22 protein-coding genes and 1 pseudogene are annotated in these 23,350 nt (G+C 40.3%); 1 reads left to right on the top strand and 22 read right to left on the bottom strand.

Going from position 1 to position 23,350, the window contains the following annotated elements:
• The 21 genes from AN619_RS06645 to AN619_RS06545 all read right to left on the bottom strand — a co-directional run bounded on the left by AN619_RS06645 (nt 1) and on the right by AN619_RS06545 (nt 21,391).
• Nucleotides 1-993, bottom strand: a complete 993-nt coding sequence (locus AN619_RS06645) for a PhoH family protein (protein WP_068556070.1) — start codon at nt 991-993, stop codon at nt 1-3.
• A 35-nt stretch (nt 994-1,028) separates the two neighbouring features.
• A complete protein-coding gene (yqfD, locus tag AN619_RS06640) occupies nt 1,029-2,216 on the bottom strand; it encodes a sporulation protein YqfD (protein ID WP_068555943.1) in 1,188 nt (395 codons plus the stop codon).
• Between the two features lie 15 nt (nt 2,217-2,231).
• The gene (gene yqfC, locus AN619_RS06635) at nt 2,232-2,510 is read right to left on the bottom strand and encodes a sporulation protein YqfC (protein ID WP_068555942.1); all 279 of its coding nucleotides are present in this window, start codon (nt 2,508-2,510) and stop codon (nt 2,232-2,234) included.
• Between the two features lie 135 nt (nt 2,511-2,645).
• A complete protein-coding gene (locus tag AN619_RS06630) occupies nt 2,646-3,134 on the bottom strand; it encodes a hypothetical protein (protein WP_068555941.1) in 489 nt (162 codons plus the stop codon).
• 40 nt (nt 3,135-3,174) lie between these two features.
• Nucleotides 3,175-4,170 carry a flotillin-like protein FloA gene (floA, locus tag AN619_RS06625; RefSeq protein WP_068555940.1) on the bottom strand — a complete coding sequence of 332 codons (996 nt, stop codon included), beginning with the start codon at nt 4,168-4,170 and terminating at the stop codon, nt 3,175-3,177.
• A gap of 13 nt (nt 4,171-4,183) precedes the next feature.
• Nucleotides 4,184-5,503, bottom strand: a complete 1,320-nt coding sequence (locus AN619_RS06620; protein WP_068555939.1) for an NfeD family protein — start codon at nt 5,501-5,503, stop codon at nt 4,184-4,186.
• A 297-nt stretch (nt 5,504-5,800) separates the two neighbouring features.
• Nucleotides 5,801-6,898 (bottom strand): endonuclease/exonuclease/phosphatase family protein, encoded by a 1,098-nt coding sequence (locus AN619_RS06615; protein ID WP_068555938.1) that lies wholly within the window; start codon nt 6,896-6,898, stop codon nt 5,801-5,803.
• 122 nt (nt 6,899-7,020) lie between these two features.
• Nucleotides 7,021-7,464, bottom strand: coding sequence for a GatB/YqeY domain-containing protein (locus AN619_RS06610; RefSeq protein WP_068555937.1), 444 nt, complete (start codon nt 7,462-7,464; stop codon nt 7,021-7,023).
• Between the two features lie 15 nt (nt 7,465-7,479).
• Nucleotides 7,480-7,662 carry a 30S ribosomal protein S21 gene (rpsU, locus tag AN619_RS06605; protein ID WP_068555936.1) on the bottom strand — a complete coding sequence of 61 codons (183 nt, stop codon included), beginning with the start codon at nt 7,660-7,662 and terminating at the stop codon, nt 7,480-7,482.
• 130 nt (nt 7,663-7,792) lie between these two features.
• Nucleotides 7,793-8,137 carry a histidine triad nucleotide-binding protein gene (locus tag AN619_RS06600; protein WP_068555935.1) on the bottom strand — a complete coding sequence of 115 codons (345 nt, stop codon included), beginning with the start codon at nt 8,135-8,137 and terminating at the stop codon, nt 7,793-7,795.
• A 95-nt stretch (nt 8,138-8,232) separates the two neighbouring features.
• A complete protein-coding gene (mtaB, locus tag AN619_RS06595; protein ID WP_068555934.1) occupies nt 8,233-9,543 on the bottom strand; it encodes a tRNA (N(6)-L-threonylcarbamoyladenosine(37)-C(2))-methylthiotransferase MtaB in 1,311 nt (436 codons plus the stop codon).
• On the bottom strand, nt 9,544-10,302 hold the full coding sequence (locus AN619_RS06590) for a 16S rRNA (uracil(1498)-N(3))-methyltransferase (protein ID WP_068555933.1): 759 nt from the start codon (nt 10,300-10,302) through the stop codon (nt 9,544-9,546).
• Entirely contained in the window at nt 10,295-11,251 is a 957-nt protein-coding gene (gene prmA / locus AN619_RS06585) for a 50S ribosomal protein L11 methyltransferase (RefSeq protein ID WP_068555932.1), read from the bottom strand. Before prmA ends, AN619_RS06590 begins: the two co-directional genes overlap by 8 nt.
• Nucleotides 11,252-11,370: 119 nt before the next feature.
• The gene (gene dnaJ / locus AN619_RS06580; RefSeq protein WP_068555931.1) at nt 11,371-12,504 is read right to left on the bottom strand and encodes a molecular chaperone DnaJ; all 1,134 of its coding nucleotides are present in this window, start codon (nt 12,502-12,504) and stop codon (nt 11,371-11,373) included.
• Between the two features lie 57 nt (nt 12,505-12,561).
• A complete protein-coding gene (dnaK, locus tag AN619_RS06575) occupies nt 12,562-14,403 on the bottom strand; it encodes a molecular chaperone DnaK (RefSeq protein ID WP_068555930.1) in 1,842 nt (613 codons plus the stop codon).
• A 48-nt stretch (nt 14,404-14,451) separates the two neighbouring features.
• Nucleotides 14,452-15,033, bottom strand: coding sequence for a nucleotide exchange factor GrpE (gene grpE / locus AN619_RS06570; RefSeq protein WP_068555929.1), 582 nt, complete (start codon nt 15,031-15,033; stop codon nt 14,452-14,454).
• Nucleotides 15,034-15,065: 32 nt separating this feature from the next.
• The gene (locus AN619_RS06565) at nt 15,066-16,622 is read right to left on the bottom strand and encodes a TCP-1/cpn60 chaperonin family protein (protein ID WP_198153252.1); all 1,557 of its coding nucleotides are present in this window, start codon (nt 16,620-16,622) and stop codon (nt 15,066-15,068) included.
• A 108-nt stretch (nt 16,623-16,730) separates the two neighbouring features.
• Entirely contained in the window at nt 16,731-17,762 is a 1,032-nt protein-coding gene (gene hrcA, locus AN619_RS06560) for a heat-inducible transcriptional repressor HrcA (protein WP_068555928.1), read from the bottom strand.
• A 127-nt stretch (nt 17,763-17,889) separates the two neighbouring features.
• The gene (gene hemW / locus AN619_RS06555; RefSeq protein WP_157064935.1) at nt 17,890-19,029 is read right to left on the bottom strand and encodes a radical SAM family heme chaperone HemW; all 1,140 of its coding nucleotides are present in this window, start codon (nt 19,027-19,029) and stop codon (nt 17,890-17,892) included.
• A 38-nt stretch (nt 19,030-19,067) separates the two neighbouring features.
• Entirely contained in the window at nt 19,068-20,879 is a 1,812-nt protein-coding gene (lepA, locus tag AN619_RS06550) for a translation elongation factor 4 (RefSeq protein WP_068555926.1), read from the bottom strand.
• 167 nt (nt 20,880-21,046) lie between these two features.
• Complete coding sequence (locus AN619_RS06545) at nt 21,047-21,391, bottom strand: hypothetical protein (RefSeq protein ID WP_068555925.1); 345 nt, start codon at nt 21,389-21,391, stop codon at nt 21,047-21,049.
• A 983-nt stretch (nt 21,392-22,374) separates the two neighbouring features.
• On the opposite strand from AN619_RS06545, the gene AN619_RS06540 reads away from it, so the two are divergent.
• Nucleotides 22,375-23,130: a hypothetical protein gene (locus AN619_RS06540; RefSeq protein WP_068555924.1), complete on the top strand. Its 756-nt coding sequence runs from the start codon at nt 22,375-22,377 to the stop codon at nt 23,128-23,130.
• Here AN619_RS06540 and AN619_RS16125 read toward each other — a convergent pair.
• Nucleotides 23,107-23,350 (bottom strand): annotated as a pseudogene (locus AN619_RS16125) (hypothetical protein); the annotation flags it as partial. The gene AN619_RS06540 and the pseudogene AN619_RS16125 overlap by 24 nt on opposite strands.

Here is a 23,350-nt window from a genome sequence, read left to right as displayed (position 1 = left end):
TTACTTTTTGGTCCTGACAATCACCTTTCCGTGACTTACTTCCTTTGCTTTCTCATACCTGTCATATGCTTTGATAATTCTTTGGACAAGGGCATGCCGAACAACATCACTTTCATTTAAAAACACAAATTCTATACCTTCCACATCGTTTAGTATTTCTATTGCCTGTTTTAGTCCAGACTCTTTTCCCTTCGGCAAATCAATCTGGGTAATATCACCCGTAACAATCGCCTTGGAACCAAAACCCAATCTTGTAAGAAACATTTTCATCTGTTCTCGAGTAGTATTCTGCGCTTCATCCAATATAATAAAGGAATCATCCAATGTCCTTCCTCTCATATAGGCCAATGGAGCAACTTCGATCATGCCTCTTTCCTTATATTTCAAGAAGGTTTCTCCTCCCAAAATATCGTACAGGGCATCATATAAAGGTCTTAAATATGGGTCCACCTTTTCTTGCAAATCTCCGGGCAAAAAGCCTAAACTTTCCCCAGCCTCTACAGCCGGACGGGTTAAGATAATTCTACTTACTTCTTTATTTTTAAATGCATTGACTGCCATGGCCATAGCCAGATAAGTTTTTCCAGTCCCGGCAGGTCCAATACCGAATACAATATCATTCTCTTTTATCGCCTTTGTATATTTTTTTTGTCCCAAGGTTTTGGGTTTAATCTGTTTTCCTTTTGCCGTAATGCAAATCACATTGTCAAGCAGTTCTTTGATCTGTCCTTCCTGTCCACTTTCCAGCAATTGGATGGAATAGTTAATCTTTTGCGGATCCAGTGCCTCTCCTGTCTTCAAAATATCAATCAGCTTATAAATCAAATTTTCCGCTTTTTGGGTCTCATGCTGACTTCCAATGATTACAATTTCTCCCTGTCTTGAAACAATATGAACATGATATGTTGCCTCGATAATTTTCATATTTTCATCGAAGTTTCCAAATAATTCTTTGGAATAGTCAAATTCCTCCATACGAATTCTTCGTTCCATTGTCTGTTGTTCCAAATAATGCTCCTCCCTAGTCATTAAAATATATTGATTCTCTTTTGAATTCCAATCTGTTCCAAAGCCTCGATAGTCAATTTGGCCCTAATGATATTATTTTCTTCTTGATATTTTATATCCTGATTCAAAATGGTGATATGTGGAGGCATTTGTTTTGCCAACTCCACCGTTAATTTTTCCATCAAGGCTTTTTTCACAGTTTCTGGATCTATCCTTTCTCTTTGAACAATGACTTCATAGTATTCATCTATTATAATTTCGACAGGGATTTGAATATTCCTCCATTGGAACAGGCTTTTCTTCCTGCTCTCCACAATATAGTTGCTGAAAGGTATATCTCCAAAGCTCAGCATTAATTGTGTACTGCCGATTTTGACCGTTCTTTTTATAAACCGATTGCCTGTCTTGATTTTATTTACTTTTATTATAGACATTTCATCATTTTTTTCATAATAGGTTTTCGCAAAAACTTCTCCCAAAGCATGGACATATCTTGGATCTGACCCTTCCCTGATCACAGTACCCGATATAAGGATTTTCCCTGCCTTTACAATGTCACCCTTTTGAACCATAGCATCTCCATTTTTAGCGATTATTTTCTCAATGACTCCATTTTTTGATGCAATAATATCACAAGGAATTTCCATGGGTATTTTTTGCGGCGGATGGACTTTTTCAACAATTTCTACAATGGCCTTTGTTCCTCTAATTTCAATACCAATCCATGCCAACTCTTCCATCTCAATCATGATTTGATTTTCAATACTTGCCAAATCTAATTTATATTTAAATATTCCAGGACTCAACCCCAATTCATATAAAGTTTTAACGATTTTTTCCTCGGGTATGCTTTCCGTCCCTCTGACTTCAACATCCCATATAAAAGAAGTTGTCAGGATGACCAAGGAAATGGCAATCATAAACCCAAACATCAACATTTTTCTTGCCTTGATTTTATGCATAAAAAAAGGATATCCGATTTTCATATTGATTTTCACCTTACATCCTGCCCTTTTTACGATATGCCTCAATTCCTTATAGCCGGAAAGCCCTACTTTTGCCTCTAAGGTCGTATAATCAATTCTCACAATATCCCAAAGATATATTCCCCTGGCAATGGCATAATTAATAAATTTCTCAAGGGTCAAACCCTCTATGCGTATCACTACATACCCCCTTAAGAAATTCCACAGCTTTACAATCAGCACATGGATCACCTCTCTTTATTCTACAAACTCAATTTGATTGATGATTCCGGTAATAATGATCTCTTCTGTAATAATGGTTTTGATTTGAAGATCTTTGCCGACAATGCGCAATATCCCATTTTTTGTATTGATTCTTATCCTAAGTTTTGAATACTCTATGATCCCCTTATGATTTTCAATATATATCTGAAGATTTCCAATCATTGTTATTCTTGGAAGATCTAGCACAATGTCCTTGGGAAGCTCTAACAGTTCAGATATGCTTTCTTTGATTTCCTTTGTTTTTCTATCCATAAAGCGTTCCCTCCTTTTATATATATAAATTTTATGCACCCCTATGAAGCCATAGTACAATATTTTACAGGCTTTGAGCTCCCTTGATGAAGATAAAAGGAGGCTGTAAAGATAATTCTTTTACAGCCTCCTTTTTTATCTTTTAACAGCTTTAGGTTTCCCTAAAACTTCCGCCATAATAATTCCATGGAGAACACTTTCCTTGTTGATGGAAAGTTGATTCTTTCCTATTTCTGTCTCCTTGATAACGTCCTTGCCCTTATTCTCTTCTTTTGTTTCCGTTGTACTGATGTTCTCAATCACAGACTTCTCAGGCTTTTCATTGTACTGCTCAATGATTTTCCCTTTGTCCTCTTTCAGCTCTTCACCTCTGTTTTGCCAGTCGTCCCCCAATACCTCCTCTAAGGTCGTGTAAATTTCTCTCTTTAAGGTTTCGCCGATTCTTCCGCCGATCCGTTTGAAATCATCTATTTTCATCGCAGGATAGACAGGCACTTTTCGTCCCTGAGGACGGTGTCCTGGATCCCTGCTGCGTCCATGGGAAGACTCTGTTTTTTTCTTAGTTTTCGAAATCACTGCAAGAATAAAGATTAAAAATGGCAGCAAATCAAATATAACATCCATATGCTCACATCCTTTTGGCTGATACCATCGATCTTATCGGCTACTTCTTCATTGGCGGATTTTTCTCATCCTCTTTTCCCATCTTTGAAATAGCCTTGCGCATATCTGTGTCTGCCACAATATTTTGCATGTTATAATAGTCCATCACACCAATTTTTCCTTCTCTTAAAGCCGCTGCCATTGCCTTTGGAATCTCAGCTTCCGCTTCAACCACCTTGGCACGCATTTCTTGGACAGCTGCAATCATTTCTTGTTCTTTTGCCACCGCCATTGCACGCCTTTCCTCGGCTTTCGCTTGAGCAATTCTCTTGTCTGCCTCTGCTTGATCCGTTTGCAGTTGGGCACCAATATTTCTTCCAATATCTACATCGGCAATATCAATAGAGAGAATTTCAAAGGCCGTACCTGCATCGAGACCCTTACCTAAAACGGTTCTCGATATTTTATCCGGATTTTCCAGAACTTCCTTATGACTCTGGGATGAACCTACTGTGGTCACAATCCCTTCTCCTACCCTGGCAATGATTGTTTCCTCACCGGCGCCGCCCACCAATCTTTCAATATTAGCCCTTACTGTTACCCTTGCCTTTACGATCACTTCGATACCATCTTTGGCTACAGCAGAAACTCTTGGAGTTTCAATCACCTTGGGATTTACACTGACCTGTACGGCACTTAAAACCTCTCTGCCTGCCAAATCGATGGCGGCAGCCCTTTCGAATTCAAGGGCAATCTCAGCCCGTTGGGCTGCAATCAAAGCATCCACCACACTGTTTACATTGCCCCCCGCCAGATAATGGGCCTCCAGCTTGTTAATATCCAGATTTAATCCTGCCTTTGTTGCCTTAATCAAAGGATTCACAATTCTGGAAGGTGCAACCCTTCTGAACCTCATTCCGATCAAGGTAAAAATACCGATTTTTACTCCAGAGAAATATGCAGTAATCCATAGACCTACCGGAATAAAACTAAACAGCAATCCTAATAACATCAATACGACAATGGACATAATACCAAAGATGATAATGGTTGGCATAGTTCAAACCCTCCTAATTAATTTTCTTAACAACAATTCTTCTTCCTTCTATTTTCATAATTTTTACCCTTTCATCCTTCTCAATAAACTCCCCCTCGGAAACTACATCAATTTTTTCACCGCTTACTTCAATTGTCCCCGCGGGCCTTAAAGGAGTAACAGCCACACCTTCTAAGCCTAACCACTCTCCTTTTGATGACGTTGAGCTGAATCCCGCGTCCTTTCTCAATTCTACGCCCAAGATGATCCTGTCGAAATACTTATTCCTTGGTGCATACTTCAACAACAACGCGGCTGCAATCACCGTCATGACAAAGGCAATAGCTAAAGAAGAGAGTCCTAATATTACAGATTCGGATGCTAAAACAATGCTGATGATAATACAGAGAATCCCCCCGATTCCCGGCGCTCCGAATCCCGGTACGATTGCTTCAATTACCAGAAGTACAATACCCGTAAGAAATATCAAAACTACAGCGAAGCCTGCATTTCCTGCCAAGATGCTTCCTCCAAAGAAAATGGAAAAGGCAATCAGACTGACGGTTCCTCCAAGTCCAAAGCCGGGGGTAAAAATTTCCACCAGCAACCCGATAAAACCAATGCTTAAAATCATCGGAAGTACAACAGAGCTTGTAACCCATTGGGCAATTGTCATTTTAAAGTCCGGTTTTACAGGAATAATCGTTCCATAGGAAATATTGAAAAACTTTAAAATTTGTTCATAGTTATTGGATACATAATCGATGAAACCTAATCTTTCCGCTTCCTGCGTCGTTAAATTCAATAACTCCCCTTTTTGTACAATATATTTTCCCGCCTCGTAAGGATCTGAGATTTCAATTCGTCTATCTGCCATGGCCTCCACCAGGCGTGAATCCCTTCCCCGCTGTTCCGCCGTTGTCCGCAGCTCACCTTTCCAGTAGGAAATATTTTTTTCATTATACGGGATTGTTTCAGCCGATCCGATGGTAGCCCCTTTGGCCATAACAATATTTTCCGAAGCAATGCTGATGAGCACGCCGGCAGATTCCGCCTTGTTATTAATAAGGGAGATCGTTCGCAAGGGCGTTTTCATGATTGCATCCCTTATTCGCGTAGCCTGATCCACCCTTCCCCCTAAGGTATCAATCTCAAATATGATGGCAACGGAATCAGGATCTGCTTCTGCTTTTTCAATTCCCTTAATTACAAATTGTGTCACTGCAGGACCAATTTCGCCCTGAATAGGAATAACATATACATTTCCTCCCTTTTCCCCATGGATGGGTATTGCAGACAATATCATGACCAACAGAACAAGGGGAAACAAAATCGTCCTTATTTTTTTCTCCATCCTTTTTCACCTCCCTGATAATAGTATAATATACCGGATCTGAGAATCTTAAACATTTTGATTGAAAAAGTCATAAATATGTCTGAAAATGCAAAATCAACCCTTAAAAAGCAAAAGGTTGATCTTTGATATAAATTTACAACTTTGAGATTGAATTCATTTCAAAGGTTATATTTCTTGAACAGCTGTCAGTTGCCAGTCACCAGTACTGGTAGCTGGTAACGGGCCACCGCTGTACAAAACCTTTTCTTTATCAAAGCACAGATTCAATTTTTAGAGCCTAGCCGCCTATATATTTTAAAATTCTACGAAAGCCATCACCGGCAAATGGTCTGAAATATTGGTATCAATCACTTGGTAATCGGTAATTTTCATATCCGGGCTGACAAATATATAATCAATGCGGGTTTTCATAACGATACCGTCATAGGTATGTTGACCGTAATGTTCACTTCCAGAAGCCGCATCCAGCAGATAATATTTTAAATTTTGTATTCCCTCATGATCTGCCCTGCTGTTAAAGTCCCCTACCAGTATGGTGCTTTCCCCTAAATATTCTACATACTTGTGCAGCACGCCAAATTGTCTTTTCTTTTCTTCCCTTGTCAATCCCAAATGGGTCACCAGAAAATTAATGCTTTTATCTCCTACCCGAATCTTGCTGATCAGAAGACCTCTTTTTTCATGGAGTCCCGGAAGTCTTACATTCTGATAGCTTTCAATGGGAAACCTGCTTAGAATGGCATTCCCGTATTCCGCACCCATCCATTGCACATTGGATCCAAAGGCATAATGCATAGATGTTTCACTGGCAATTTTTTTTACCTGATCCTCAAATTTCGAACGAACTACATATTTGTCCACTTCCTGCAACCCTACGATATCCACCCGATGATCCATAATCAATTTTCCGATCTTATCTAAGGTGTAAAATCCAAATTTATCTTTTCCATGATGAATATTAAAGCTCATTACCTTGAATCCATTCACACTTTCCATCGTATCCTGCGGCCCATCTCCTTCGTAAATTTCTTCCAGATCCCCTAACCGAAAAATTTCTTCCCTGGAAGTTCCCGGAAATATTTTAAAAGTAATATTCTTTTTGTTTTCGAAGTACTTGGAATGAATCAAAAATACATTTTTTTCACTGCCCTTTACTTTTTCCAGTGCATACTCGTCGGCATGGACTCCTGCCAGCAGCCTGCTTTCCATGTGGTATATTTCTATATATATTCTTTGAAGATTAGAAGGGGTAAGCACCTTAACCATAGTATGCCCATTCCTTCCCCGAATTATCTTCATTTCCACTTCTTCCTCTGAAAATACTTTAGATGCAAAGGAGAACCCCATGATAAAAAAAGAAACCAGCACCAAGATATAGGCAATTTTTTTCATATCGTGTCCCCTCATGTGTCAAAATTTTCTGGCTATATTATTTATTATATCATATCCTTGATGGGTTGGTTAATTGGAAATTTATTGCATTCCATTAAAAAAAGACCTATCGCTAGGTCTTTTTATTGCAAGAACTGCTTTACAATTTGATTTACCAATTTTCCGTCTGCTCTGCCCTTCACCTTTGGCATTAACGCAGACATCACTTTGCCCATGTCTTTGGCACTGCTCGCTCCAACTTCTTTTACCACTTCACTGACAATTTGCGCAATCTCTTCTGCTGTCAATTGTCGTGGCAGATATTCCATTAAAACATCTATTTCAGCCTTCGCTTCATCCACTAGGTCCTGTCTGTTTCCCTTCGCAAACTCTTCTATGGCATCCCTTTTCTGTTTTACCTGTTTCATCATAATCTCAAGAATGCCTTCATCGTCAAGTTCTACCCTATGGTCAACTTCATATTGCTTGATAGAAGCTCTTACCATTGTAATAACGGACTTACGAAGTTGGTCTTTCTCTTTCATGGCTGTTTTGAGATCTTCCATTAATCTCTCTTTGAGGGCCATGCGCTTCACCTCTTATTAATATTTCTTGGCGTTTTTTCTTCTTGCAGCCTCTGATTTTTTCTTACGTCTTACACTAGGCTTTTCGTAATGCTCTCTTTTCTTCACTTCAGATAATACACCAGCTCTAGCACATGAACGCTTAAATCTACGAAGAGCACTCTCTAGAGATTCGTTTTCTCCGACTTTAACTTGTGACATATAATTTCCCTCCCTCCGCTCGCAACGTTGTGCTGTGTCTATAGCAAAGCTCAATGCTATATACCCCTTTAGAAAATGTGTACAATACTATGTTATTATACATGAATTTTAGACTTTACGCAAGTTTTTTTTAGCCCGGAGGCCACTGCATCTGTCGTCCTCCAAGCAAATGAAAATGAAGGTGATAAACCGTTTGTCCCCCCTGCTCACCGCAATTATTTACGATGCGATAGCCGTCCTCATGAATTCCCAGCTGTTCTGCGATATTTCTGATGGAGAGGTGAATGTGTCCTATCAGTTCCTTGTGATGTTCCGTTGCTTGCTCCATGGAAGGAATATGTTCCTTTGGAATAACTAGAACGTGCGTAGGTGCTACGGGTTGGATGTCATGAAATGCAACAATGCAATCATCTTCATAAACAATTTTCGCAGGTATTTCTTTTGCAGCAATCTTGCAGAAAATGCAATCTGACACGTATTTCACCTCCTTCAGCAGACCATATATATGTAATAATTACAGATATTTATTCAACGGAAATTGAGAATCTCCTTCTTTTTCCTCAAATCTTCCTATATTTTCTCTACGATAGTTCCCAAAATTCCTTCTCCATAGATTTTTTCAAGCCTTACAGGAATCAGTTTCCCCTCTGCTTCTGGATTTGCCTTGCTGAATACACGAATATAATTATCCGTCAAGCCCTCATAGTACCCTTCCATCTCCGTGCTGGCTGTTTCAAAAAGCACCTTCTTGATTATTCCAATAAACCTTTCATTATATTTTATTGCACTTTCCCGTGCAAGTTCTATTAATTTTTCACTTCTTATATTTTTTATTTCAGCAGGAACTTGATTTTTATATTTTGCGGCCGGTGTACCCTTCCTTGGAGAATATTTAAATACGTGGATTTGGCTGAATTGAATCTCCTTTACAAAATTCAGCGTTGCTTCGAATTCTTCCTCCGTCTCCCCCGGAAAACCAACCATAATATCTGTGGTGATGGACAGATCCGGCATATATTCCCTTAAACGTTCTACAATTGTCCTGTATTCCCCAGTAGTATACTTTCTGTTCATTCTCTTCAAGGTTGCATCACAGCCGCTTTGGAGCGAAAGATGAAAATGGGGGCACACTTTTTCCATTTTTGATATTTCTCGAACAAATTCTTCTGTAGCAATGGTAGGCTCTATGGAGCTTAGCCTGATCCTCTCAATTCCATCTACTTCATGGACTGCTCGAATTACGTCCAACAAAGATGTACCTTCCAAATCCTTGCCGTAAGACGCCACATGGATGCCGGTCAGCACCACTTCTTTAAATCCATGCTCCGCCAGCCTTTTTACTTCTTTGATAATATCTTCTAATTTTCTGCTTCGAACAGGCCCTCTGGCATAAGGAATAATGCAATAAGTGCAATATTGATTGCAGCCTTCTTGAATTTTGAGAAATGCCCTTGTTTTTCCTTTGATTTCCCCAATGGTCATTTCTTCAAATTCTTTAATCTGCATAATATCTTCCACAGCATTGATCTTTTCGTTTTCTTTTTGAATTTTTTCCACATAGGCTACAATTTTATTTCGATCCTTGGTCCCTAAAATAATATTGACGCCCTCAATAGAAAGCACTTCATCAGGTGAAGTTTGGGCATAACACCCGACCACGGCCACAATGGCCTCGGGATTTATTTTTTTTGCCCTTCGGATGAATTGCCTGGATTTCCTATCACCTAAATTTGTAACCGTGCAGGTATTGATGACATATACATCTGCCTTTTGTTCACTATCCACAATTTCATATCCTGCCCGCTGAAACAACTGGCCCATTGCCTCTGTTTCGTATTGGTTCACCTTGCATCCAAGGGTATAAAACGCCACCGTTTTCACCTATATACCTCCTAAATCGCCTAGCGCATACATCAATATGCTCAGTGCCACAAAACCTGCCGTTTCCGTTCTCAAAATCCTGGGCCCTAAAGTAACAGGTATGATCCCTGCCTTACTGGCTCGGACAATCTCCTGCTCTTCAAATCCCCCTTCCGGTCCAATAAAGATTGCGATTTTTTTGAGGCTTTGTTTTGTTTCTGTCACATGTTTTAGTCCAAAGGCCCCTTCTTTTTCATAGGGAATCACCGATAAATCAAATTCCCGTGCATCCCCCACCGCCTCTTCAAAGGCTTTTGGCAGGCCTATTTGTGGGATAACTCCTCTTTTGCACTGTTTGGCCGCCTCGTCAGCAATCTTTTGCCACCGCTCAACTTTCTTTTCTTCAGCTTTTTGATCCTTTAATTGCACAACGGTACGTTCCGTCATCATGGGTACAATATTCCTGATGCCTAATTCTGTACATTTTTGGATAATCACATCCATCTTTCCGGCCTTGGGAATGCCCTGAAAAAGTGTCACTTGGATCGGCGGTTCCGTTTTTGCTGTTCCTTTCTCCAATATTTTCAATTCAATACGCTTCTTGGTTAAAACTATAATCTGGGCAATATATTCCATATTCTGCCCGTCGCAGATTTCAATGCAGTCCCCCTTTTTCAGCCTGAGAACTTTTTCAATATGCTTTATGTCATCCTGATCGTCGATAAAAATCTGATGTCTGTCTTCAACAATATTCTGCTTATCTACAAAAAATCTATTCATTCTTTATGTCACCCTTTAGACTGGAAACAACGGCTGCCCATTCACCCATCTTTGCAATCTCTACAATATCTAGTCCATTTTCTTTTAGGGCTGTCGATACTTCATCCACTTTATCTAAAATAATTCCTGAAGCAATAAAAATTCCATCGTACTTTATAAATTGATTGATCTCCAATGCCAAAGCTATGATTACATCTGCGATAATATTGGCCACGACTACATCGGCTTTTCCTTCAATCACTTCCATTAAATTGCCTTTTCTAATATCTACAATATGTTCCACACCATTGTCCAAAACGTTTTTTCGTGAAACCTGAACAGCCACCTCATCCAAATCTACGCCAATCACCTTTTTGGCACCCAATTTGGCTGCTGCAATGGATAAGATGCCACTGCCGCATCCGATATCAAATACGGTACTTTCCGGGCGAACATATTTTTCTAGATTTTGTACACACATCATGGTAGTCTCATGGGTACCCGTTCCAAAGGCCATTCCTGGGTCCAATTCCAATACAATTTCCCCCTCCGCTGCCTCATAGGACTCCCAAGAAGGCTTCACCACAATTTTTTCTCCTATCTTTTTCGGTTTATAGTATTTTTTCCATGCATTGGCCCAATCTTCTTCATACACCTCTGTTGTGGTCACTTCTCCCAGTCCCTTGTCCAGGTTATATTGAGGAATTTTTTCCACATTTTGTTTAATTAATTCGATAATGTCGATTAAGTCCTCACTTTCCGGAAGATAGCCTTTGACAATGGCTCCTTCGTAACTGTTGTCCAAAAGAGATTCATCCAGATAGTCCCAATCCCCTGCGTCCTTTTCTTTAAAAATAGGATCATTTGGATCTTCAATGACGACCCCGCCAACGCCAACTTCATATAAAATGTTGGCCACTGCTTCCACAGCCTCCGTAGTCGTTTTAATTTTTACTTCAATCCACTTCATCGCACAAACCTCCATAGCTTCGACCTTTTTTCATGCATCTTATTATACCCTATTCATTTATGATTTAGCAATATTTTCTGGGATGAAATAATAACACCCAGTTGCACTGGGTGCTATGGTTAAATGCCAAAAACATCCTTCACCTTATCAAAAAAAGTCTTTCTCTGTTCATGGACATCTTCGCCCATCTCATCGGCAAATTTTCTTAACAGCTCTTTTTGCTTTTCGTTTAACTTTTTCGGAACTTCTACCACTACCTTCACATAGTGATCGCCCCTGCCATATCCTCGAATATTTGGAATTCCTTTGCCTTTGAGTCTGAAAATCGTTCCGCTTTGTGTCCCCTCAGGAATTTTATATTTTACTTTTCCATCTAATGTCGGCACAATCAACTCATCTCCCAAAGCTGCCTGCACAAAGGTGATGGGAATTTCACACAGTACATCATTCCCATCTCTTTGGAAAATTTCATGGGGACGTACCCGAATAACGATATAAAGATCCCCCGCCGGCCCTCCTTTGATACCCGGTTCCCCTTCTCCTCTCAAAGGAATAACAGACCCGTTATCTACACCAGCCGGAATTTTTATATGAATCTTTCGATCCCTTTTGATTTTTCCAGATCCCTTGCATTTTTCACAAGATTGTTCAATAATTGTACCTTCTCCATGACAAACATCACATGTCTTTACATTCACAAATTGTCCTAACGGTGTTCTTTGTGCATACCGTATTTCTCCCGTACCATTGCACTGTGGGCAAGTCTTTTTGGCCGTTCCCGCCTTTGCTCCCGTTCCATGACATTTATCACAGTTTTCATGGCGAGTAATATTAATCTCCTTGTCAGCACCAAAGGCAGCTTCTTCAAAGGTAATGGTAAATTCATACTTTAAATCGGCCCCCTTCTGAGGACCGCTCCTCCTTCTGCTGCTGCCGAATCCCCCACCAAACATATCAAAAATATCTCCAAATATATCATCAAAACCTCCAAAGCCTGAAAAACCTTCAAATCCCCCTTGACCGTTACCGCCAACACCGGCATGACCAAACTGGTCGTATCTGGCCCTTTTATTGGCATCGCTTAATACTTCATAAGCTTCGTTGATTTCCTTAAATTTTTCCTCTGCTTCCTTATCTCCGGGGTTTCTATCGGGATGATATTTCATGGCCAACTTTCTGTAGGCTTTCTTTATAGCTGCTTCATCGGCACCTTTGTCTAATCCGAGGACCTCATAATAGTCCCTTTTCGCCATTTTCTCACCGCCTTTCCTTTACAATTGCAAGGCACCCACTTGGGTGCCTCACCTATCCTATTTATCATCATCCATTACTTCATAATCTGCATCTACCACGTTTTCATCCTTCGGTCCGCCGGCTCCCGGCTGTTCGGTTCCCTGAGTCCCGCTTTGCTGTGCTGCAGCCTGCTCATACATCTTTTGCGCCAGTACATGGAAAGCACTTGTAAGGGCTTCATTTGCTTTCTTGATTTCTTCAACATTATCCCCTTCAAGGGCCTTCTTAAGTTTCTCCAACTCCTCTTCTACCTTCTTCTTGTCTTGTGGGCTGATCTTATCTCCCACTTCTTTTAAAGCCTTCTCTGTTTCATATACCATATTATCCGCCTTATTTCTGATTTCAATGGCTTCTTTCTTCTTCCTATCCTGTTCCGCATACTGCTCTGCTTCTTTAATCTTCCTTTGGATTTCCTCTTCCGATAAGTTTGTAGAAGCCGTTATGGTAATCTTCTGTTCCTTACCTGTTCCCAAGTCCTTCGCACTGACGTGTACAATACCATTGGCATCGATATCGAAGGTTACCTCAATTTGTGGAATGCCCCTCGGGGCCGGTGGAATTCCTGTCAGCTGGAATCTACCCAGGGTGATATTATCGGCAGCCATTTGTCTTTCTCCCTGCAGCACATGGATATCCACAGCTGTTTGGTTATCGGCTGCTGTAGAGAAAATTTGACTCTTTCTCGTCGGGATTGTCGTATTTCTTTCTATCAACTTCGTAAACACGCCCCCCAGGGTCTCAATACCTAAAGAAAGTGGTGTTACATCTAATAACAGTACATCTTTGACTTCACCCGTTAATACACCAGCCTGAATGGCTGCACCGATTGCAACACACTCGTCGGGATTAATCCCCTTATGAGGCTCTTTGCCAATAAGTTTTCTTACTGCCTCTTGCACGGCAGGAATTCTTGTGGATCCACCTACGAGGATCACTTTATCAATATCTGCAGGGGTTAATTTTGCATCTTCTAAAGCTTTTCTGGTCGGTCCCATGGTGGCCTCCACCAAGTGGGCTGTCAATTGCTCAAATTTTGCCCTTGTCAAATCCATGTTTAAATGCAAGGGACCGGCAGCCGTAGCCGTAATAAAAGGTAAGTTAATGTTTGTCGTCTGGGTACTGGATAACTCTTTCTTGGCTTTTTCAGCCGCTTCCTTCAATCTCTGTAAGGACATCTTATCTTGCCTTAAATCAACACCATGTTCCTTTTTAAAGGATTCAGCCAAGTAGTCGATAATCACTTGATCAAAATCATCGCCACCCAAATGATTGTTTCCATTGGTTGCCAATACTTCAAACACGCCATCCCCTAATTCTAGGATGGATACGTCAAAAGTACCGCCCCCTAAATCAAAGACCATAATCTTATGGTGTTCTGTTTCTTTATCCAAACCGTAAGCCAAAGAGGCTGCCGTAGGCTCATTGATAATTCTTTTTACTTCTAAACCGGCAATCTTACCGGCATCCTTTGTAGCTTGCCTTTGGCTGTCTGTGAAATAGGCAGGAACTGTAATAACAGCTTCTGTAACTTTTTCCCCTAAATACGCCTCCGCATCAGCTTTCAGCTTCATGAGAATCATGGCAGATATATCTTGGGGTGTATAGGTTTTGCCGTCAATTTCAATTTTATGGTCTGAACCCATATATCTCTTGATAGAGATAATGGTTCTGTCAGGATTTGTAACGGCCTGTCTTTTTGCAGTTTCTCCCACAAGTCTCTCTCCGTTTTTCGTAAAAGCAACAATGGAAGGTGTGGTTCTATTCCCCTCTGCATTTGGAATAACAACAGGCTCACCGCCTTCTAAAACTGCAACACATGAGTTGGTTGTACCTAAGTCAATACCTATTACCTTACCCATATTACAATTTTCCTCCTTTATTTCCTCAAATTAATTTATCTGAATCATTTAATTGGCCACTTTTACCATGCTTGGCCTGATGACCTTGCCATGGAGTGTATATCCTTTTTGGAATACATCAATAATCCTATTGGACTCATAACCATCATGATCTTCTTGCATAACAGCATGGTGCATATTAGGATCAAACGTTGCATCTTGCGCTTGGATTTCTTCCACACCATGTTTCTTTAATATATCTTTGAATTGTTGCAGCACCATTGCAATTCCTTCCACGATTCCGTCTTCTTTGTTTCCTTCTTCTTTTGACGAATGAAGGGCCCTCTCCAAATTATCGAGGATAGGCAATAAATCTATAATCATCTTTTCATTGGCAAACTGATAAAGATCGGCCTTTTCTTTTTCTACCCTTTTCCTATGGTTTTGAAAATCAGCACTTAGCCGCATCAGCCTGTTATTCAGCTCATGCAGTTCTTCTTCCTTTTGGGACAGTTTTTCCATCAATTCCTCTACCTTTACCTCGTGGGCCTGCCCTTCCATTTCTTCCTTCGTGGCCTCTAAATTGCTTTCTGTAGTCCCATCCATTGCAACCGCTTCCATTTCTTCACCTTTTGTATTCTTTTCTTCCAAAATAATCACCTACCCTAATCTCTATTTTTCATTTACATATTTTTGCCTTTGATAATAAGATGAATCTTCAGAATGGCTTCTGAAATTTCACAAGCTGTTTTTAGGGCTGCAATCTTTACCAGCGCAGGATCTACAATACCTAAAGCAAACAAATCCTTCACCTCTCCATCCTCGCAATCAACCCCCAGATGGATGTTTCCACTGCTTTTGCCTGCCTCAATTACCCTCTCCAGCTTTTCTAAGGGATTATAGCCTGCATTTTGCACAATATGGTATATGGGTTTCTTTAGCCCATCGATAACACAATCTACACCATATTTGGCCAAACCATCCATGGCATTTCTTATTTTTTCCAAGTGAATGGCGCAGGCCAACTCTATGGCTCCGCCCCCCGCCACAATTCCTGATTTTATGGCAGCCTGCAATGCGGAAGCCGCATCCTTTGCAACTCTCTCTTTCTCCTTTGCCACGGCTCCCGTGGAAGCACTGACGATTACGGTCGTCATGGGTTCCCCCATCCCTTCCATAATTCTTATATGCTCCAACTCCGAATCGTAACAAATCTTGCCGGCATATCCGCAATAACCTTCCAATTCTTCGGGAGGCTTATTTAAAACACCTCTTTTGACGGGCCTAGCCCCCGTATAAGCTGCCAGCCGGATCAACTGCTCCTTGAGTACACTGCCCACAACCAAGATGCCTGCATCCGTTAAAGCCTGCTCCCCATCCTCATCAATGCTTCGATCTGTAAAAACAGCGCCAATTTTCATATGAATCATTTTTTTAATCCAGTTTTCGAAGACTCTACGATTTTCTATGTATTGGCTAAAACCATTTTCCGTATTCAACAATTCATCTCTTAAAGCTTCGGGCTGCAATGCATCATCCACAATCAAAATTTTAACATCCTGGAGAAGATCAACAGGCTTCATATTCAAAGGCTTTCTGTCAATAATGATGCCTTTGAGAACCTCATTCTCTGTACCCTCAATAGCCGTAATGCTGTCGGAAAAGCGAAATCCTTTTTCTTTCATTTTCTCTTCCCCTACATGGGATGAAGCTTGACAGATTAAATCTACCAAATCCATCTGAGCCCTGCCTGCTACGCGGGCAACAGCCCTGGCTAATTCCTGATCTTCCTTGCCTATGCATATGCGTTTTTCTTTAATAAACTTTATCGCCTCTTCCGTACCCAGTCGAAGACCCTCTATAATTTTATGCACGGAAACCCCTCGCTGACTCTGAAACAATGCGGATTGCAGCATAGCTCCCGCAATCACTGACATGGTAGTGGTTCCATCTCCCACTTGGCATTGCTGGGCATAGGCTGCATTGACCATCATCACTGCAGCGGGATGGGTAACATCCATTTCCATCAATATGGTTACGCCATCATTGGTGATAATAAATTGCCCCTCTTCATCCACGATCATACAATCCATTCCCTTAGGTCCGATGGTTCCTTCCACCGCTGAAACAACCGCTTTCACGGCCTGAACATTATTTTCTAACGCAGTATTTATTTCTCTCCTGTTTTCTTGATCAGGCTTTTCCATATGCAAACCGCTTACCCCTTTCACTTCATCCATAGTTGGACAATAAACCTTCATCATTTTTGGCACAGAGAACACAAATCATCAGGAACACATAATAGTGCAAAATACACGATGATGTATTTTGCACTATGGGCATGCACATTATTCTGCCATATTGTCCTTTAATATCTTCGTCAAATTTTGGGTCACAAAATCCACAATAGAGATGATGTTTTCGTAATCTATTCTGGTTGGCCCGATGACGCCGATCTTCCCTACAACTCTGCCATTTAATTGATAAGTAGCCGTAATCAAGCTGCATTCCTTCATTTCCTGGTATTTATTTTCCCGGCCTATTACGATACTCACATCGTCTTTGGTATTCAGCAGCATATCCGTCAAAACTTCCTTATGTTCCAACATAGCCATGAACTCCCGTGCTTTATCGATATTATGATATTCAGGAAGCTGCAGAATATTGGTCAAGCCGTCCAGATAAATCTTGACATCTTCCATATTCTCTAGGGTTGAAATGAGTACAGGCATCACACAATCAATCATAGAGTGAAACATATGCATCTCATTCTTGATGTCGCCGATCACGGTTCCGTCAATCTCACCTATGGCAAGTCCTCGCAGCCTATGGTTTAATAATTTGGATATTTGCATCAGTTCATCACTTGTAAAACTTTCATTTACCCTAAGAACGGCATTTTTCGCTGTTCCCGATTCCGTTACCAGTACAAGGAGTATACTGTTCAAATCTATGGGTACTAACTGCACATGCTTCAGCTTGCTGTTTTTCAGCTGAGGTGATAGCACAACGGAGGTTAGCTTTGTCATCTGGGATAAAATCTTTGAAGTTTGAGAAATGAGCTGTTCAATTTCACCGATTTTTTGCAAAAATGCCCTCCGAATAGCATCCTTTTGCATCTGGGCCAATTTACTGATAATCATCAAATGATCCACATATAAGCGATATCCTTTATCCGATGGAATTCTTCCCGCCGATGTATGGGGCTGTTCCAAATATCCCATCTCTTCTAGGTCAGCCATCTCGTTTCTTATGGTGGCGGAACTGATTCCCAAATCATACTTTTTTGCAATGGTCCTTGAGCCTACAGGTTCAGCTGTAGATATAAAGTCTCTGATAATGGCCTGCAGCACTTTTAACTTTCTATCTCCCAGCTCCATGATATCACTCCCGCTTGTTAGCACTCTCATGCGTTGAGTGCTAATCTATTCTGATTTTAACTTATCACTAATGAAATATTTTGTCAATACCAATTTTCTTACTTTTTCTTAGGGCAATCCATTGGTTTCAGTTGGGCAAAAATTCCGTAAAAACTTGATTGGATACATCAATTCCCCTTCGAGTCAATCGAATATGATTTTGATCTACTTCTAATAAGCCTTGTTCTACAAATTTTTCTATGGTTTTTTGATATATATCCGTGGGACTTACACCAAACCTTCTGATAAAAGCTGGGATGCTGATTCCCTCCATCATCCTCAAGCCCAAAAACATAGTTTCCGCTATTTCTTCCTCTATGGTAATATATCCCACGTGCGCCGTGGGATTTTGATTCGATTTTACTTTTTCAATATATTCCTCAAATTCTGTGGTATTGGCAAAGCGCCGCCGATTCCAATAGGAATGGGCGCCTAGTCCTATGCCGATATATTCCCCGTTGTTCCAGTAAATTTTATTATGCACACATTCTTTCCCAGCCCGAGCAAAGTTTGATATTTCATAATGCCGGTAACCATACCCTTGAAGAAATTCAATGGCATCTTCATACATTTTTCTATCTTCTTCCTCAGAAGGTAAGTACAATTTTCCCTTTTCATAAAGCACATCAAATAAAGTCCCTTCTTCAATTTTTAGGCTGTAGGCGGAAATATGATCCGGTTTCAGCGCTGCAACGGCACCCAAGGTTTCTTTCCACTGACTTATATTTTGTCCAGGAAGGCCAAACATCAGATCTACATTGATATTTTGAAATCCCATTTCCCTGGCCAAACCATAATTCTGTACAAACTGTGCACGGTCATGGATTCTTCCCAAGGACTTCAGCAGGGTATCTTGCCAGGCTTGGAGGCCCATGCTGATACGATTGATATGGCTTGCCAGATAATATTGAAGTTTTTCTTTGTCTATAGTTCCTGGATTACTCTCGATAGAAAACTCAATTCCTTCCTCTATAGAAAAGCATTGATACAGACTTTCCATCACCCGATCCATTTCCTTGACCGGTACAATGGTCGGAGTACCGCCGCCAATAAAAATTGACCGGACCTTATAATCTGCAAGCTGGTCTTTCCAACTTGTTATTTCTTTCACCAATGCATCCGCATACACTGGGATTTTCTCCTCAGCATCCCCAAAAGAAGTAAAATCGCAATAGGAGCATTTTTTTGCACAAAACGGGATATGAATGTATATTCCTAACTCTTTCATTTGGATCCACTCCTGCAAAAATAGCCACCTAGAGGTGACTATTTATCATCATATTTCAATACAGCCATGAAAGCCTCTTGTGGTACTTCCACAGTTCCTAGCTGCCGCATCCGCTTCTTTCCTTCTTTTTGTTTTTCCAGCAGCTTCTTCTTTCGGGTGATATCGCCGCCATAACATTTGGCCAATACATCTTTCCTCAAGGCACTGATGGTTTCTCTGGCAATTACCTTAGAGCCAATGGCCGCCTGAATAGGGATGGCAAACATATGTCTGGGAATTACTTCCTTTAGTTTTTCGCAAATTGCCCTGCCCCTTGATTCCGCTTTACTTTCATGGACAATCATGGAGAAGGCGTCCACCACTTCTTTATTCAGCAAGATATCCAGCTTTACAAGTTTGGAACGCTGATAATCCTTAAATTCATAGTCTAAAGAACCATAGCCCCTGGTTCTAGATTTCAAAGCATCAAAGAAATCATAGATTACTTCATTTAAAGGAAGTTCATAATGAAGAATCACTCTTTTTTCATCCAGATACTCCATATTCTTCATCGTTCCCCTGCGGTCTTGGCACAGCTCCATGACACTGCCCACATACTCATTGGGCAGCATAATTTTTGCCTCTACGATAGGTTCTTCCATATAGGCAATTTCCTGCACAGGAGGCAGATTTGTTGGATTTTGAATCATCAATACTTCTCCATTGGTTTTTGTAACCCGATAAATAACGCTTGGCGACGTGGTAATCAGATCTAAGTCGAATTCCCTCTCCAGCCTTTGTTGAATAATTTCCATATGAAGAAGCCCTAAAAATCCGCATCGGAAACCAAATCCCAAAGCAGCAGAAGTTTCCGGCTCAAACTCCAGCGCCGCATCATTTACCTGGAGCTTTTCCAAAGCATCCCTTACATTTTCATACTTTTCTCCCTCTGCCGGATATATACCGCAGTACACCATAGGAACCACCTTTTTATAACCAGGCAGGGGCTCCTTTGCAGGATTTACAGCACTAGTGATGGTATCACCCACTCTAGTATCCTGTACATTTTTTATGCTGGCCGTAATATAGCCCACATCGCCTGCCCGCAGTTCATCTACTGGAAATGGCCCCGGAATAAATATGCCCACCTCATTGACTTCAAACTTCTTCCCCGTAGCCATCATCAGAATTTTATCCCCTGCTTTCACAGTTCCCTCCTTGACCCGGATATAGGCAACAACGCCGCGATAACTATCATAATAGGAGTCAAAAATGAGGGCCCTTAAGGGACTTTCTTCATCTCCCCCAGGAGGCGGCACCTGTTTTACAATAGCCTCCAATACATCTTCGATATTTTTTCCTTCCTTGGCAGAAATCAGTGGCGCATCACTGGCATCAATGCCGATGATGTCTTCGATTTCTGCCTTTACTTCCTCAGGTCTAGCACTAGGCAAATCGATCTTATTGATGACAGGTACAATCTCTAGGTTTTGTTCAATGGCTAGATATACATTGGCCAAGGTTTGTGCTTCTACACCCTGAGCAGCATCTACTACCAGTATGGCCCCTTCACAGGCCGCCAAGCTTCTGGAAACTTCATAAGTAAAATCTACATGACCCGGTGTATCAATTAAATTTAAAATATATTCCTCGCCATCCTTCCCCTTATAGATCAATCTGGTAGTTTGGAGCTTAATCGTAATTCCCCGTTCCCTCTCCAACTCCATGCTGTCTAATATTTGATCCTTCATCTCTCTTTGGGTCAGTAATCCTGTTTTTTCTATCAATCTATCAGCAAGGGTAGATTTGCCGTGGTCAATATGGGCAATGATACAAAAATTCCGTATCTTTTTCTGTCGATTACTGCTCATACACTACTCCTCCTCTTTACACGTTCCGATAATCTTTACTATTATAACATAATTCGATTTTCTCGTATATATCCTGCCCAATAACCACAGCATAAAACAAAATCTTTTGAAAATCCTCCCAAAGGTGATTTTGTTGCAATACATAAGCCGAGCGATATGCTCGGCTCCTACTCGTCAGTTTTTACAAATTGATCCTTTTTATCCTTTAATACTTTCAAAAAAACCTCTACCTCGCTCTTTACTTGTTCATAGCCGCTTCTGATTTCCTTTTCGTCTATCAATACTTTTTCTCCGCATATATAAAACTCATGGATGCTTTCATCGATTTTCTTATGTCCAAAGGCCCTAGGTTCTTCAAACATCATCATGGTCCTTGTAGACTCATCCACAATGACAATACCGCCAACCAGAAAAAAGACAAGGGCAATGACCCATAAAAGTTTTTTTCGTGCTTTTCTTTCATTCAATTTCTCCTGAAGCCTTTCCTGTTTTTTTCTTTCCACCCTGCTCATGTGCATCACCATTATTAGTGTGGACCTTCGGTATTTTTTTTATTCAGGAACACGGCTTTTTTATATATTGCCAAATTATTGGTAGAGAATTTTTATTTTTCGGTGGTACTGTTGTACTGTTTGATTGTCTCCTCATTGATAAAATAGACAAGTAGTGAAAATTTTTCTCACAGCCATATTTTCTCTACTTGTTTTACCCTTGGTTAGTTTCATTTCCATGGTTCTCCTACCTTAAGGTGTAATCTATATTTTTCTTTTAAGGTCGATGTTCTGTTACCGCCTTCCCCCTGCAGGAATTACCCTGTCTCATTGGTACTATGCAGTAATCTGACTCACCAAGACATTTTTATGGATAAATTCTTGAATTTCATTAATCGAAGATAAAATAATTTTGAATTTTCCCATCGTTACTTCCTTCCAAAAATATATGTGATTATTTAGGTATTATCCTATCATTAAAAACTTGACAATCCCAATGCTTCCCAGTTGGTTCAGGATATCTTAAATCAGAGTGTAGCGACTCTTATATTTGGAGATTGGACTCGCTCCCTTGATCTCTATTTAGATCACCTTTCCGTCCATTCCTAATCTTTACCCAAGGCTTAAGCAAAGTTGTAGGTTTCTTAGATAAAGTATGATTGGTTTATCCGTTACTAATACAGACGTTGAGGAAAGAAACAAACTGCGTATATTAAAAAGGATGCTTAAAACAAGTAATTGGCTATGTTATTGCAATTATAAAAAATTTTCTTTCAAAATTTTAAAATAGAAGGTTTACATGTTTGATACAAAATTCGTCTTTATATAGTGGAAAGCAATTAGCCGGCGAAAGCTTTCAAAATAAAAACAAAGCATATACAAACTAAAAGTTATAGAAACAAATTTAGCGGTAAAGATCTGTTTCAAAATGAATCATGCTCCCACAGTCATGGTACTTGTATACAATTTTAAAAACGTGAACTAAAGAAAGGAGAAGTGTACATATGCCAAACTCAGCAACTGTAGCATATAATTCTAACTATGGAATTTATGAAGTCAAAGTAAATGGAAAGGTAGTATACGGAACTGAAAATTCAACACAAGCCAATACAATTAAAGATCGTCTAAACCGTATTTTTACCGATTCAAACAGAGATTTAGACTTTATTACCCCCTCTTATGCTAATGGCAGCTATGTCGTTTGCTGTCCTAAAGTCAGGAGTAACGTAAACGAAATAACATATCTTTATGATACTAGCGATGGGTCTAACGGTTGGAGACATTATAAAGAAAAATTATATGAACCTACCCATTGGGCAGATTCTACATCAGCATCTGGTCAAACTGCTATATTAACCATCAGTAATTCAACCACAGCACCTTGGTATAATGCATTATATACAGCTAATTTAATTCGTTCAGCCATAACCCTTAATTTTAATGATGCAGGAGGAAATATAACTTGTAGACAATTAAAGGTACCAAGTAATACGAAAGGAACCGTAGTTAGTGTAATTTCAAATAGTGCAAGGTGTGATGTCTATGGAGTTCCATGTCAGGGTACTGAGCCTGGTACTACGTCCGCTTGCCCTGAGCTTGGTTATCGTGCCCAAAATATTCTAAACACTACTACATTATCAGGTGAGGTATTCCATCCTCAGGATTTGACCGCTGCTATAACTTCATCCGATAATTGGTATACCCTTTATAATAATAAATTTGTTAAAGTAACGAAATCAACTTTCGCAGGAAGCAACTGATAGCTTTAGCTTGATATAATCAGGCAAAGTCGAGACAAAGTAGTCCAAAAATTCATTAATCGTCTCTTTTGTCAGGAACAGTTTTTCCTGTAAAGCAGTTTTTAAAGCCTCTATTATAAGCTGCAGAGCTTCAAGGAATTTAATATCTTCGAGCTCATCAAAGCAGTAGTAGAATAAAGCACCAATGGTGCGTAAATCAGTGTTATTGCGGTTTTCAACC

The sequence above is a fragment of the Thermotalea metallivorans genome (assembly GCF_001562415.1).
Classification (GTDB): domain Bacteria; phylum Bacillota; class Clostridia; order Peptostreptococcales; family Thermotaleaceae; genus Thermotalea; species Thermotalea metallivorans.
Note: the sequence above shows the minus strand (reverse complement) of the source record. Positions and strands in the feature narration are given on the sequence as shown.